At 71.8% G+C, this 13184-nt stretch carries 12 protein-coding genes and 2 pseudogenes; 7 read left to right on the forward strand and 7 right to left on the reverse strand.

From position 1 onward, the window contains the following. Positions 1-52: 52 nt before the first annotated feature. Complete coding sequence (locus ACIBIW_RS28535) at positions 53-1024, forward strand: alpha/beta fold hydrolase (RefSeq protein WP_399340007.1); 972 nt, start codon at positions 53-55, stop codon at positions 1022-1024. A gap of 397 nt (positions 1025-1421) precedes the next feature. Here the strand turns inward: ACIBIW_RS28535 and ACIBIW_RS28540 are convergent, their stop codons facing one another. After that, complete coding sequence (locus ACIBIW_RS28540; RefSeq protein WP_399340009.1) at positions 1422-2000, reverse strand: TetR/AcrR family transcriptional regulator; 579 nt, start codon at positions 1998-2000, stop codon at positions 1422-1424. Positions 2001-2086: 86 nt separating this feature from the next. On the opposite strand from ACIBIW_RS28540, the gene ACIBIW_RS28545 reads away from it, so the two are divergent. The 3 genes and pseudogenes from ACIBIW_RS28545 to ACIBIW_RS28555 form a co-directional block, all read left to right on the forward strand. After that, a complete protein-coding gene (locus ACIBIW_RS28545) occupies positions 2087-3130 on the forward strand; it encodes an NAD(P)-dependent alcohol dehydrogenase (protein ID WP_399340011.1) in 1044 nt (347 codons plus the stop codon). A gap of 81 nt (positions 3131-3211) precedes the next feature. After that, positions 3212-4192: pseudogene (locus tag ACIBIW_RS28550) on the forward strand (IS481 family transposase); the annotation flags it as partial. Positions 4193-4225: 33 nt separating this feature from the next. Continuing rightward, positions 4226-4561 (forward strand): annotated as a pseudogene (locus ACIBIW_RS28555) (cupin domain-containing protein); the annotation flags it as partial. Positions 4562-4707: 146 nt separating this feature from the next. Here the strand turns inward: ACIBIW_RS28555 and ACIBIW_RS28560 are convergent. Continuing rightward, positions 4708-5577: a class I SAM-dependent methyltransferase gene (locus ACIBIW_RS28560; RefSeq protein ID WP_399340013.1), complete on the reverse strand. Its 870-nt coding sequence runs from the start codon at positions 5575-5577 to the stop codon at positions 4708-4710. A 72-nt stretch (positions 5578-5649) separates the two neighbouring features. On the opposite strand from ACIBIW_RS28560, the gene ACIBIW_RS28565 reads away from it, so the two are divergent. Both ACIBIW_RS28565 and ACIBIW_RS28570 read left to right on the forward strand, forming a co-directional pair. After that, on the forward strand, positions 5650-6237 hold the full coding sequence (locus ACIBIW_RS28565; RefSeq protein WP_399340015.1) for a TetR/AcrR family transcriptional regulator: 588 nt from the start codon (positions 5650-5652) through the stop codon (positions 6235-6237). A 177-nt stretch (positions 6238-6414) separates the two neighbouring features. Then, positions 6415-7623 carry a glycosyltransferase gene (locus ACIBIW_RS28570; RefSeq protein ID WP_399340017.1) on the forward strand — a complete coding sequence of 403 codons (1209 nt, stop codon included), beginning with the start codon at positions 6415-6417 and terminating at the stop codon, positions 7621-7623. A gap of 121 nt (positions 7624-7744) precedes the next feature. On the opposite strand, the gene ACIBIW_RS28575 is transcribed toward ACIBIW_RS28570, so the two are convergent. Continuing rightward, positions 7745-8632: an SDR family NAD(P)-dependent oxidoreductase gene (locus ACIBIW_RS28575; protein ID WP_399340019.1), complete on the reverse strand. Its 888-nt coding sequence runs from the start codon at positions 8630-8632 to the stop codon at positions 7745-7747. Between the two features lie 72 nt (positions 8633-8704). On the opposite strand from ACIBIW_RS28575, the gene ACIBIW_RS28580 reads away from it, so the two are divergent. After that, complete coding sequence (locus ACIBIW_RS28580) at positions 8705-9670, forward strand: LysR family transcriptional regulator (protein WP_399340021.1); 966 nt, start codon at positions 8705-8707, stop codon at positions 9668-9670. On the opposite strand, the gene ACIBIW_RS28585 is transcribed toward ACIBIW_RS28580, so the two are convergent. The 4 genes from ACIBIW_RS28585 to ACIBIW_RS28600 all read right to left on the reverse strand — a co-directional run bounded on the left by ACIBIW_RS28585 (position 9645) and on the right by ACIBIW_RS28600 (position 13170). Then, complete coding sequence (locus tag ACIBIW_RS28585) at positions 9645-9830, reverse strand: hypothetical protein (protein ID WP_399340022.1); 186 nt, start codon at positions 9828-9830, stop codon at positions 9645-9647. The two genes, ACIBIW_RS28580 and ACIBIW_RS28585, sit on opposite strands and share 26 nt — an antisense overlap. Positions 9831-10005: 175 nt before the next feature. After that, positions 10006-10896, reverse strand: coding sequence for a DUF6282 family protein (locus ACIBIW_RS28590; RefSeq protein WP_399340025.1), 891 nt, complete (start codon positions 10894-10896; stop codon positions 10006-10008). Between the two features lie 7 nt (positions 10897-10903). Then, positions 10904-11668 carry an SDR family NAD(P)-dependent oxidoreductase gene (locus tag ACIBIW_RS28595; RefSeq protein ID WP_399340027.1) on the reverse strand — a complete coding sequence of 255 codons (765 nt, stop codon included), beginning with the start codon at positions 11666-11668 and terminating at the stop codon, positions 10904-10906. A 47-nt stretch (positions 11669-11715) separates the two neighbouring features. Then, complete coding sequence (locus tag ACIBIW_RS28600) at positions 11716-13170, reverse strand: aldehyde dehydrogenase family protein (RefSeq protein ID WP_399340029.1); 1455 nt, start codon at positions 13168-13170, stop codon at positions 11716-11718. Positions 13171-13184: the final 14 nt, after the last annotated feature.

The raw sequence follows: 13184 nt of genomic DNA on the forward strand, positions 1-13184 counted from the left end.
GGAAACGGCCGCCCCCACATGCAATCGCGTTCGACGAACCAGGAAGCTCGACATGTCAGAAATCACCCAGCGCACCCTCATGGTCAACGGCATCGGCATGCATCTGGCGGAGGCCGGGGAGGGGCCTGCGGTCGTGCTGCTGCACGGCTTTCCGGAGCTCGCGTACTCCTGGCGGCATCAACTGACTGCCCTGGCGGCAGCCGGGTATCGGGCCATCGCCCCCGATATCCGCGGTCACGGACGCACCGACGCCCCCGCGGAGGTGGAGGCGTACGGCATGCGCACGATGATGGCCGACATCACCGGCCTGATGGACGCGCTGGAGGTGGCCGAAGCAGTAGTCGCCGGTCACGATCAAGGCGCACTGCTGGCATGGGCGCTGGCCGAGGCGCACCCGGAGCGGGTGAGGGCCATCGCCGCGCTCGGTGTGCCGTACCACCCAAGGCCGCCGATGCCGCTCACGCGGGCGCTGGCCGCCCACCGCCAGGGCACATTCAACGTCGTGACCTACTTCCAGCAGCCGCACATCCCGGAACGGGAGCTGGAGGCGGATGTGCGCGACACGCTGCTGCGGGTGTTCGCCGCACAGTCCGGCGACGCCGACCCGGATCTGGTGCCGACCTGGCTCACGGGCACCCCGGAGGGTGCGGGATTCCTCGACGTGCTTCCGAAGCCGGACCGGCTGCCGTACTGGCTGAGCGAGGCCGACTTGAGCCATTACACGGCGGAGTACGGGCGCACCGGCTTCACCGGCACCCTCAACCGCTACCGCAGCGTCGACGCCGACTGGTCGGACGTGCCCGAACTCGGCACCGGCACCCTCACCCAGCCCGCCGTCTACATCACCGGCGACATGGACTCCGCCTACCGGCTCGGCACGCTGGAACCGATGAAGGCCCGGCTCACGGAGCTACGCGCGATCGTCATCCTGCCCGGCTGCGGCCACTGGACCCAACAAGAGCGGCCCCACGAGGTGAACGATCAGCTGATCGCCTTCCTCAACGGCCTGAACCGGACGCGGTAGCCCCCCCCCGGCCCACAGCTTCCCCAGGAGAGCCCCGCAGACAACAGGCGAGACGAGTTGACCGGCCGAACGCAGGCCGCATCGAACAAGAGGAGCAGTCGATGTCGTACCCGCCCGCTCGATATCACGGTACCGGTGGCAGGATCAGCGCCGCCTACCGAGTCGCCCGGCAACCGCCTGAGCTGCCGATGAAGGCAGGCACCGCGAGCTACCTGTATTGACCACGAGCGTTATTGACAGGGATGGGTGCCCGTGACGCAGCTGAAGCATGGACTCAGAAGCGGGGCGGCTTGGAACCGCCCCCTATCGCCTACCGCCGTCCTGGCGCGCGATGTTGAGAAGCGAAAGCTTGCGGTCGAGATGTTGCGGTGGGCACCCGTGGGGCCGTGCCGCAGGATCAGCCGGCACGAAGACCCGCAAGATGGATGCGGACGAAACGGCGCCAGGGGCCGTCATCTCCGTCCGGTGAAGCGGCGACCACCCCGCGTATCGCCAGGATGAGGTCCTTGATGTCATCCGCTGTCACAGCCTGCGCCAGATACCCCGACTCGACCGCATTCTGCGTCAGCTGCCGGACGCGGTCCGCGGTTCGCGCGCTCACGTCGTCGTCACGGGGCACGCGGTCGGTCAGGGAGGTCGCGTAGCGGCGCTTCTCCGCGTTGAAGGTCCCTACGAAGTCCAGAAACCGCTCAAGGCCGGCTGCGGGATCGGGATCTTCAAGCGCAGTCGCTGCGGCCCGGTCCATTTCCTCGACGAAGAGCCGCGCGATGGCATCGAGGAGAGCGTCCTTGCCCGCGAACCGCCGGTAGATCGTGCCGACGCCCAGACCGGCACGGGCGGCAATGGCCTCCATGCTCGCCTGCGGTCCCTGCTCGGCAAAGACCGCACGTGCGGCGTTGACGACGATCGCATCGTTGCGCAGCGCGTCCCGGCGGGGGCTGCGAGGGGTGGCCGAAGGGCTGGTTCGTGGGCTCACCGGCCCGAGTGTACTCAAAACGGAATCAGGATTCCGACCCGTGTTAAAGTGAATATAGATTCCGTTTTGATGAGGAGAACCTGCTCATGAGGACCACGACCGGCTGGCAGAGCCTTGACCCGACCAGCAACGCACTGACCCGCGTCACCTTTGAGCGGCGTGATCTGCGCTCGGATGACATCGCCGTGCGGATCGACCACTGCGGCGTCTGCCACAGCGACCTGCACCGCATTCACGGGATGCTCGGCGAGAAGGACCTCATCCCCGGCCACGAAGCCACCGGTGTCGTCGTCGCCGTGGGCCAGGCCGTCACCGGATTCGCCGTGGGCGATCGGCTCGCCATCGGCACGATCGTCGACTCGTGCGGCGAGTGCACCATGTGCGAGACCGGGCAGGAGAACTACTGCTACAACCGCCCGACCACCACCTACGGCGGCACCGACCGCATCGACGGCACCCCGACCAAGGGCGCCTACAGCCGCGAGTACGTCCTGCGCGAGAAGTTCGCCTTCCATCTGCCCGACGCGCTCGACCCCGCCGCCGCGGCGCCGCTCTTGTGCGCCGGCGTCAGCGTCTGGGAGCCGCTGCGGGCCGCTGGTGTCGGCCCCGGCAGCCGGGTAGCTGTCGCCGGGCTCGGCGGGCTCGGCCACATCGCGGTCAAGCTCGCCGCCGCGCTGGGAGCCGAAGTCACCGTCCTCAGCCGCAGCACGGCCAAGGAGCAGGACGCTCGGAGCCTGGGGGCCGGCGGACTGCTCGTGACCGCCGACGAGGCACGGGTCGCCGCCGCCCGAGGCCGTTTCGATTTCATCCTCGACACCATCTCGGCCGACCATGAGCTCTCACCGCTCATCGGCATGCTGGGCCTCGACGGAACCCTGTGCGTCCTCGGAAACCCCCTGCTGGCCGGGCCGAAGCTCTGGGAACTGGGAGCGGGCCGCAAGAAGCTCACCTCCTCCGGCACGGCAGGGCTGCGGCAGACCGTGGAGATGCTCGGGTTCTGTGCCGAGCACGGCATCACAGCTGACGTCGAAACCCTTCCCTCAAGCGAGATCGAAACCGCCCTGGACCGCCTTGCCGCCGGCGATGTCCGCTACCGGTTCGTGCTGGACATGTCCGACCTCGACAAGTAGGCGACCCCCGTGAGGCCAGAGCCCGAGGCAGAGTACGGCCTGGCTCTGGCCTCGCCTTTTGCTCCCCAAGAGATGCTGCATGTGTCCCATCCCAATGCACGGTTGACCGTCTATGGCAGACGCCTCTTGATCAAGCGAGTCCGCGCCGGCAGGCCCGTCGCCCATGTCGCCGACGAGATGGGCCTCTCCCGCACCACCGCTCACAAGTGGGTCCGGCGCTGGCGAGCCGAGGGCGACGCGGGCTTGTATGACCGCTCCAGTCGCCCCCTGTCGACACCCCACCGCACCCCCACCGACGTTGAGACACGGATCTGCGAGCTGCGGTGCGAGCGCAAGCTCGGCCCCGCACGCATCGGTCCGATCCTGGCCATGCCTGCCTCGACGGTCCATCGCGTTCTGGCCCGCCACCAGCTGAACCGACTGCGATGGATGGACCGGCCCACCGGCCAGGTCATTCGCCGTCACGAACGCGAGCATCCGGGCGAACTGGTCCACGTCGACATCAAGAAGCCCGGCAACATCCCCGACGGCGGCGGCCACCGGATCATGTCCCGCCCGCAGGCCGCCACAAACCGGCAGGTCACGACCGGCGCACGCAGGGGCGGCAGCCCCGTCATCGGCTACAGCTTCGTCCACACCGCCATCGACGATCACTCCCGGCTCGCCTACAGCGAGGTTCTGACCGACGAACGCAAGGAGACCGCGGCGTCCTTCTGGGAACGAGCGAACGCCTTCTTCTCCGCGCACGGCATCACTGTCGAGCGTGTCCTCACCGATAACGGCTCCTGCTACCGATCCCAGATGTTCGCCCAGACTCTCAACGCCGCTGGGATCGCCCATAAGCGCACGCGACCCTCTCGCCCGCAGACCAACGGCAAGGTCGAGCGCCTGAATCGCACTCTGCTCGACGAATGGGCGTACGTGCGCCCCTACTCCAGCAACGCCGAACGCACCGAGGCTCTGGCGGCCTTCCTGCACACCTACAACTACCACCGGTGCCACACCGCACTCGAAGGCCAGCCACCGATCAGCCGTGTGAACAACCCTGCGGGTCAATACAGCCACCTCGCCACCGGCGCCAGCAGCCATGGCCAATTCGGCCTGTACCGATGGGACTTCACCGATGCCCCCAGCGGCCCGGCACCGCACTACCACCGATCCATCTCGGAGTCGTTCTTCATACTCGCCGGCACGGTACGGCTGTTCGACGGCAACCACTGGATCGACGCGACACCAGGCGACTTCCTCTACGTACCCGAGGGCGGCGTGCACGCCTTCCGAAACGATTCCGGTCAGCCCGCCTCCATGCTTCTGCTGTTCGCGCCTGGAGCGCCGCGCGAGGCGTACTTCGAGGGCCTCGCCGGCCTCGGCGAGTTGACGGAGGACGAGAAGGCCGAGTTCTTCCTGCGCCACGACACCCACTGGCTCTGACTCGCCGGGACGATCCGCGCCACCGAGCCCCCGGAACCGCCCGCGCGGGCCCCACAGCCATCGACCGGCTGCTGACCCGCACGATCACCGTCTTGTCCTCGGAGAAGAAGGAGGTGTGGCCGAAGCTGGTCGCTACAAGCGCCTCCTCAAGTTGACTCGGCGGGCTTCGCGGGTGCCCGTTCCCCCGCCCGTGGAGCCCGCGTGCCGGCGCGCACCGCCGTCACCCCCCACGTCGTATAGCGCACAGTGGCCGTGCCGCCCTGGGTGGTGACCATGGTGGTCAGGGGGGTGAGGACTTCTGTTGCCCTGTCAGGGGGGAGGCTGGTGAGGCCGCCCGAGGTGCGCAGGAGGTCGAGCAGATGGGAGGCGGTGTAGGTGTGTTGCCAGTCGTGGCGCCACACTTCGGGCTCCTCGAAGCCGCCCGCCTCGCGGATTCCGTCGGCGGCCCTGTCGTAGAGCCCCCGGTAGGCGTCGAGGATCGAGGTGTCGGACCCGTGCCCGCCCGCCGCGGGGGAGTCGGGGGCGGCCTTGCGCACGGCCGCGGCGAGGGCCTTCGCCAGCGGCGGCGGCAGCTCGAAGACATGTCCGAACGGGGCCAGTACGCCGCCCGGCCGCAGCACCCGTGCCGCCTTGGCCGCGCCTGCGACCGGGTCGACCCAGTGCCAGGCCGTGCCGGAGACGACCGCGTCGAAGGTGCGCCCTGCCGGGTCCCACTCCTCGAAGGTGGCGGTCTCGGCCTCGACGCCGCCGCGCCGCGCGAAGTCGGCCATCCGCGGATCGGGCTCGACGCCGAGCACCGTGCGCCCCGCCGCAAGGAACTGGCGGGCCACGATGCCGGTGCCGCAGCCGACGTCGAGGATGCGGGTGCCGCGGGCGGCCGCCAGGACGCGGTCGACCACGGCCTGGGGGTACGGGGCCCTCGCCCGGTCGTACCGTGCGGGGTCGACGCCGAAGGACTCCGCCATGCGGCGGTGGAGGTGGGGTTCCGGGGCTGGTGACGACGGTATAGTGACCATGCGCCCACTCTAGTGGGCAGGCGCCCACTAAAACCCGCGGCGTTCGCTCGCGGCGAAAGGAGAGGATGCGCGGTGCCCACCGGCGTAGCGCTCCGCGACCCGCGTCGGCAGCTCTTCGACGCGGCGGAACGCGTCCTGGCCCGGGACGGGGCCACCGGCCTGACCAGCAGGACGGTCACCACGGAGGCGGGTGTCGCGAAGGGCGTCCTGCACCGGCACTTCGCCGACTTCGACGCCTTCCTCACCGAGTTGGTGCTCGACCGCATCGCGGGGGTCGAGGCGAGCGCTGCGGTGCTGCGGGAGCGCGCCGGGACCGGCAGTGTCACAGGCAACGTGACCGACGCGCTGGTCACCGGCTTCGGGCCCGCCATGGTGTCGATCGTGACCCTCGTCATCGCCCGCGACGAGCTGCGCAGACGGCTGCGTGCGGCGGGCACCGCCCGGTTCCCGCTGGTCGGGGAGGGCGCGGCCGTGATCTCCGGGTACCTGACCGCGGAGCGCGACCTCGGCAGGCTCGCGCCCGACGCCGACGTCGACACCCTCGCGCCCACCGTGATCGGCGCGGTGCACCTGCTGTTCACCGAGCGGAAGGACGCCCCGCCGGACCCGGAGGCGGTACGGAAGGTCGTGGCCACGGTGCTGGCAGGCGCCCTGCTCTGACCGGGGGCGGAGGGGCGGGAGCCGCGCCGGTGCGGGGCGGAAACGACAAAGGCGAGGAGTCGGTTCTCCTCGCCACTCTCAACGTATAGCGCACCCGGGGGCTTGCCACAAGGCCCCCTCGGCGAGGGAGTATCTGCCGCCGGTACACCGCTGAGCTGGAAGAACGGGGTTGCGAAGGTGCGTGTTGTGTTGACGACCTACGGGTCGCGGGGGGATGTCGAGCCGGTGGCGGCGCTTGCGGCGGCGGTGCGGGGGCTCGGGGGCGAGGCGCGGGTGTGCGCGCCGCCCGACGAGGAGTTCGCGGCGCTGCTCGATCGGGCGGGGGTGCCGCTCGTGCCGCTCGGGCCCCCGGTGCGCTCGGTGGTGAGCGGGCCGAAGCCGCCGGACGCGCGGGACGCGTTCCGGCTGGCCCCGGCGCTCGTCGCCGCGCGGTTCGAGACGCTGATGGCGGCGGCCGAGGGCTGTGACGCGCTGCTGGCGACCGGGCTGATGCCCGCGGGCGCCAGGGACGTGGCCGAGAAGCTGGGCATCCGCTATGTGCTGGCGTGCTTCCATGTCTTCGGGCTGCCCTCGCGGCACTTCCCGCCGGGCGCGCGCCCCGGCGCGCAGTCCCCGGCGGACGAGAAGGACAACCGGGTGCTGTGGCGGCACGACGCCGAGCGGGTGAACGCGCTGTATGGCGAGGCGGTCAACAGCGGTCGCGCGGCGATCGGTCTGCCGCCGGTGGAGAACGTCCGTGACCACGTCCTGACGGACCGGCCGTGGCTCGCGGCGGACGAGACGCTGTGCCCGGGGCGCGGCATGACGGACCTGGACGTGGTGCAGACCGGCGCCTGGCTCCTGCCCGACGAACGCCCGCTTCCGGCCGGTCTCGAAGCGTTCCTCGGCGCGGGCGAGCCGCCGGTGTACGTGGGCTTCGGCAGCATGGCCGCGTACGCGCCGAGGGACGTCGCCAGGGTCGCGGTCGAGACGGCGCGGGCGCTCGGCCGCCGGGTGGTCCTCGCCCGCGGCTGGGCGGGGCTGACCCCGGTCGACGGCGCCGACGACTGCTTCGCCGTCGGCGAGGTCAACCAGCAGGCGCTGTTTCGCCGGGTGGCGGCGGTCGTGCACCACGGCGGCGCGGGCACCACGACGGCGGCGGCGCGCGCCGGGGCGCCGCAGGTGGTGGTCCCGCAGATCGCGGACCAGCCGTACTGGGCCCGCCGGATGGCCGAGTTGGGCGTCGGCGCCGCGCACGACGGCAGGACGCCCACCGTCGAATCCCTGACCGCCGCGCTCGCCACCGCCCTGGCCCCCGCGACCCGCGAACGTGCCGCAGCCGTGGCCGCCCGGGTACGCCCCGACGGCGCCACGGTGGCCGCGAAGCTGCTCCTCGACGGGGCGTGAGGGGCGGGCAGGCAGCGGTGCCCCTCGTTCCCTGCGCCTCCGGCCCGGCGACCGGCGCCCCCGCCCGCGCAACCGGCCCGGCGCCCGGCGGCCACGTGAGCGGTCCGTCGGGAGAGCCCGTCTAGGGCCTGACCATGCGGTCCTGGTCCCGCGGTGGTGTGCCGCCGTGCCAGTCGAGCGGCTCGCCGAAGCGGACCAGTTGGCCGTACAGGGCGGGGTCGACATGCTCGGCGAGGATCAGGTCGAGCAGTGGCCCGGCGGCCTCGGCCGGTGGCTTCGCGCCGCTGTAGTCGCTGAACCAGGGCCGTGAGGTGGGGGTGTCGACCATGCCGGGGCAGACGGCCGCGACCAGGGTGCCGTCGGCGAGGTCGGCGGCGCGGCGGCGGGCGGCGACGGCGCGCACGGCCGCGACCTGGGCCACCTTGGAGGGCACGTTCAGCCAGAGCGGCCAGCCCGCCTCGCGCGCCGTGCCGTCGTGCACGGCGCGGCGCCACGAGGCGACGGCGTCCTCGACCTGGTCGAGGCTCGCGCCGTCGAACAGGGAGTGCAGCCGGGGGTCGAGACGGCCGAGGGTGCCCAGGCTGCTGGCCACGACGAGCAGCCGCCCGCCGGGGCGCAGCACGGGCCCGAAGGAGCGCAGGACGGCGTGGGTCGCGGTGTTCGAGACGTCGATGAACTCGTCGGCCCGCTCGGCCTGCGAGTCCTCGGGCAGCAGCCGCGCGACCGCGTTGGACACGACGACGTCGACGCCGCCGTACCGGGCGCGCAGGTCGGCGGCGAAGCGCGCGATGGCGCCGGTGTCCGTGACGTCGAGGACCGCGGCCTCGACACGGGCGCGCGTCCCGGGCAGCCGCGCGGCCTCGTCGGCCGCGCGCGCCACCCGCTCCTTGTCGCGCCCGGTGACCAGGACCAGGTCGTCCTCGTTCATACGGGCCGCGAGCCCCTCGGCGACGGCGCGTCCGAGCCCCTGGTTGGCCCCGGTCACCAGGGCGATGCGTGAGACGTTCATGGGGACCACGCTAGGAACGCCCGTATCCATGAGTCCAACGAAAGTCACACATGGGTGGTATGCGTAAACGTCATGGACTTCACGGATGTGTCGCTGACCGCGCTGCGGGTCTTCCGGGCGGTGGCCGAGCAGGGGACGTTCACCGCTGCCGCCGGGTCGCTGGGCTATACGCAGTCGGCGGTCTCCCGGCAGATCGCGGCCGTCGAGCGGGTGGCGGGCGCGGAGCTGCTGGAGCGACGGCGCGACGGGGTGCGTCTTACGGCGGCCGGGCGGGTCGTGATGCGCAGGGCGACGGTCGTGCTCGACGAGATCGAGGCGGCCGCGAGGGAGCTGTCCGGGCTGCCGGGGCAGGCGGGGACGGTCCGCCTCGGCTGGTTCCCCAGCGCGGGCGCCATCCTCGTCCCCCGCGCCCTGGAAGCGCTGCGCCGTACGGACCCGGGTCTGCGGGTCGTCGGCCGCGAGGGCGGCACCCCCGCGCTGGTGCGCGCCCTGCGCGCGGGCAGCCTCGACATCGCCCTGCTCGCCTCGGCGCCGCCGTTTCGCGCGCCGGACACGGAGTCGCCGCCGCTGGCGGTGCGGACGCTCACCGAGCGCGCCCTGTGTCTGGCGCTGCCCGCCGCGCACCCGCTGGCCAGGGGCGACTTCGTGGACGTGGCCGATCTGCGCGGACAGCGCTGGATCGCCGGGTCCACCTCGGGCGAGGACGGTCTGATGGGGGTGTGGCCGGGCCTCGACGAGCGGCCCGAGATCGTCTGCACCGCCCGCGACTGGCTCGCCAAGCTCCGCCTCGTCGCCGCCGGGTACGGGCTGACCACCGTGCCCTCCGTCCTCGCGTCCGAGGCGCCGCCGGGCGTGCGCATCCTGCCGGTGCGCGGCGGCCCCCAGGAACAGCGGCGGCTGCTGCTGGCCCGGCTCCCCCACCCGCCGGCCGAGCCGGTACTGCGGGTGGCGGCCGCCCTGCGGGACGTCGCCGTCGAGACGGCGGGCGCCCCGGGCGGCGCGCCGGAACCCGTCACGCCGGGGCCGCCGCCAGGCTGAGGAAGCAGGGGCGGAGCAGGTCGATGACGTCGTCGGGGGCGGCGTCCGCGAGGTGGGTGAGGCGCAGCAGGTACCGCTCGGCGACGACGCCGTGGACGATCGCGCCGAGCAGGCTCGCGCGCAGGTCGGCGACCGGGGCGCCCCTGCACCAGCGGGTCATCGCCGTGCTCCGGGTCAGGGACGGCCTCGTCGTCTCGTACCGCGACTACATCGACCCCCTGGTACTTGCCGAGGCCCTGGAAGGGGTCGGCGGGACGCCCGGGTAGCGCGCCCGCGCCCCTCCCACGGGCCGCCGCCCCCCTCGCGCGCGGGGGCGGCGGCGGGTCCGGGCCCGTTCAGACGCCGAGCAGCCGGGCCGGGTTGGTCGCGGCGGCCAGGCGCACGTCGTCCTCCGACAGTCCCGCGTCGTGGAGCACGCCGAGGAACACCCGCAGCAGGTCGGCGGGCAGCGGGTTGTTCCCTCCGAAGAAGTCGCTGGTCAGGACGGTGCGTGCGGCGCCGACCTCTTGGATCAGGGAGACGACCTCGGCCGGGTCGTGCCTGCCGGGCGACACGGTGGGCCAGCAGAACTCGACGAACGCGCCGAGCCCGGCCGCCCTGTGCACCAACTCCCTGGACGCTCCCACGGAGTTCGACAGCGGATGGCCGAACACGACTCGTTCGTATCCGATCCGGTGCGCTTCCTCCGCGACGGCGAGCGCTTCGCGTGGCGAGCTGTGACCGGTGCTGAGCATGACGTCGTGGTGCCGGGCCAGCCGCAGGATCTCGTGGGCCGGTGCTGTGAGCCCGCCGTCGTCGTCGACCAGCGACAGGGTGCCGAGGCGGGCGCCGTCGAAGTGCTCGAAGGCCGCGTCGAGGCGGCGGCCGAAACCTCCCCGTACGTAGTCGTTGCGGGAGCCCCAGGTGGGCAGGAAGACGGCGCGCGCCCCCATGTGGACGGCCGCCTCGACGGCGAAGGGGTCGAGGCCCCCGGCGAGCGGGTTGAGGGTGATGCTGCCGTGCACCTGGACGGGGCCCTTGTACAGCTCCTTGATGAAGGGCAGCGCCGAGACGGTCGGCCACAGGTGGGACTTGAGCGAGACGGCCCTCATTCCGGCCCGTTCCGCGTGCGGCAGCCACTCCCACTCGGGCGCGGCCTTGCGGAAGAGGGTCGTGGAGAACTCGACGTCGATATGGCAGTGCAGGTCGACGGCGCCCCGGACGAGTCGGTCGTAGACGGTTTCCATCGCCACCTCAGTGCATGTGCGTGCCGCCATCAACGACCAGGGTCTGGCCGGTGATGAAGTCACTGTCGGGAGAGAGGAAGAAGGAGACGGCACCTGCCAGGTCGGCGGGGAGCTGGACGCGCGGCAGCGCCCGGTCGGTGACCCGCGACTGGCGGTACTCGATCGTCTTCTCGTCCGGGTCCTCCTCGCTCAGCGTGCTGCCGGGCGCGACACAGTTCACACGGACGCCCTTGGCCCCCACCTCCTTGGCGAGGGTCTTGGTGAAGCTGACGATGGCGCCCTTGGACGAGACGTAGTGGATGCGGCTCGCGGAGCCCTTCAGCGCGGTGCCCGAGCTGATGTTGACGATCTTCCCGTAGCCGTTCTCTGCCATGTGCGGGACGACGGCCTTGCACACCTGCCAGGTGCCCCGCACGTTCACCCGGAACATCAGGTCCCACTCGTCGAGTTCGATGTCGCCGAAGGGGGCGCGCGACATCGGCACGACGGAGAACACCGCGGCGTTGTTCACCAGTCCCGCGATCGTGCCGAACGTCTTCAGCGTGGCGTCGACCATCGCCGCGATCTCGTCCTCCTTGGAGATGTCGACGCGCACCGCAAGCGCCCTGCCGCCGTCCGCGGTGAGCTGCTGGACCTTCTTGTGCGCCGCCTCGTAGTCGAGGTCGGCGACGACGACGCTCCAGCCGTCCCGCACGAGGCGGTCCGCGTACTCGGCGCCGATGCCGTGGGCGGCTCCGGTGACGATGACCGCGCCGGGCTTCTCGCTGCTCATTCGGGTGTGCTCCTCACTGCTCTGGCGTGATGTGCGGGTTGCGTCATTCAGTCGAGCGTGACGGTGACGGACTGCTCCCGGCCGTAGCTGAGGAGTTCGTCGAGCCCGCTCTCCTTGCCGATGCCGCTGCTCTTGAAGCCGCCGAAGGGCGATCCCGTGGGCCGCTTGCCGGCGCTGTTGACCGAGATGTAGCCGGACTCGATGCGGCGGGCGGTGCGCAGCGCGAGGCTGATGTCCTTCGTCCACACGTTGCCGGTGAGCCCGAACGGCAGCATGTTGACCTCGTCGATCATGGTCTCGTAGTCGTCCCAGTCGAGGATCGACATGACGGGCCCGAAGATCTCCTCCCGGGCGATGGTCATGTCCATGGACACGTCCGCGAAGACGGTCGGCTCGACGAAGAAGCCCTTGTCGAGGCCGGTGGGGCGGCCGCCGCCGAAGAGGAGGTCCGCGCCCTCCTTCCTGCCGGTCTCGATATAGCCGGTCACCTTCTCGTAGTGGGCGCGGAAGGCGATCGGGCCCATGTCGGTGCGCTCGTCGAGCGGGTCGCCGACGCGCAGCTCGCCGACCCGCGTGACGAGCGCGGCCAGGAACTCCTCCTTCACGTCCCGGTGGACGAACACCCGCGAGGACGAGCCGCAGGACTGCCCCATGGAGCGTGCGAGGTTCATCGCGGCGACCGAGGCGCGCGCGGCCCTCACGGGGTCGGCGTCGGGGAAGACGATCAGCGGGTTCTTGCCGCCCAGTTCGAGCGAGTGGTGCTTGATCGTGGGGGCGCCCGCGGCCATGATGCGCGCGCCCGTGGGGACGCTGCCCGTGAAGGCGACCCGTGGCACGTCCGGGTGGCTGGACAGGGCGTGCCCGGCGCGCGCGCCGGAGCCCGTGACGATGTTGAGCACCCCGGCGGGGAACACGTCGCGTACCAGCTCGGCGAGGCGGAGCGCGGACAGCGACGTCTGCTCCCCCGGCTTGGCGACGACGGGCGCGCCCGCCGCGAGCGCGGCGGAGACCTTCGCCGCGATGAACTTGACGGGGTGGTTGAACGGGACGATGCGCGCGACCACGGGGTAGGGCACGAACTCCGTGTACGTCAGCGCGTCGGGGCCGCTCGGGATCGTCCTGCCCTTGGTCTCCCCCGCGATGCCCGCGAAGTAGCGGATCTCGCCCGCCGCGCCGCGGACGTCGGCGCGCATGCTGGTCAGGGGCAGGCCGCCGTCGATCGCGTCCAGCCTGGCGAGTTCTTCAAGGTTGTCCTCAAGGACGGCGGCGTAGGCGTGGAGGACCTTGGCGCGTTCGGCCCAGGGGGTCGCCGCCCACGCGGGGCCCGCCCGCCGTGCGGCCTTGACCGCGCGGTCGACGTCCTCGGGTGTGGCGTCGGGGAGTTCGCCGGCGGTCTCCTCGGTCGTGGGGTTCTCCGCAGGCAGGACGGCCCCGTCCGACGCGGGCACCAGTTCGCCGTCGATCAGCATGCCCCGCGGGGGCACGGTCGGGTTCTCAGCCACAGCACGATCACCTT

The organism is Streptomyces sp. NPDC050560 (genome assembly GCF_044457285.1).
Classification (GTDB): Bacteria; Actinomycetota; Actinomycetes; order Streptomycetales; family Streptomycetaceae; genus Streptomyces.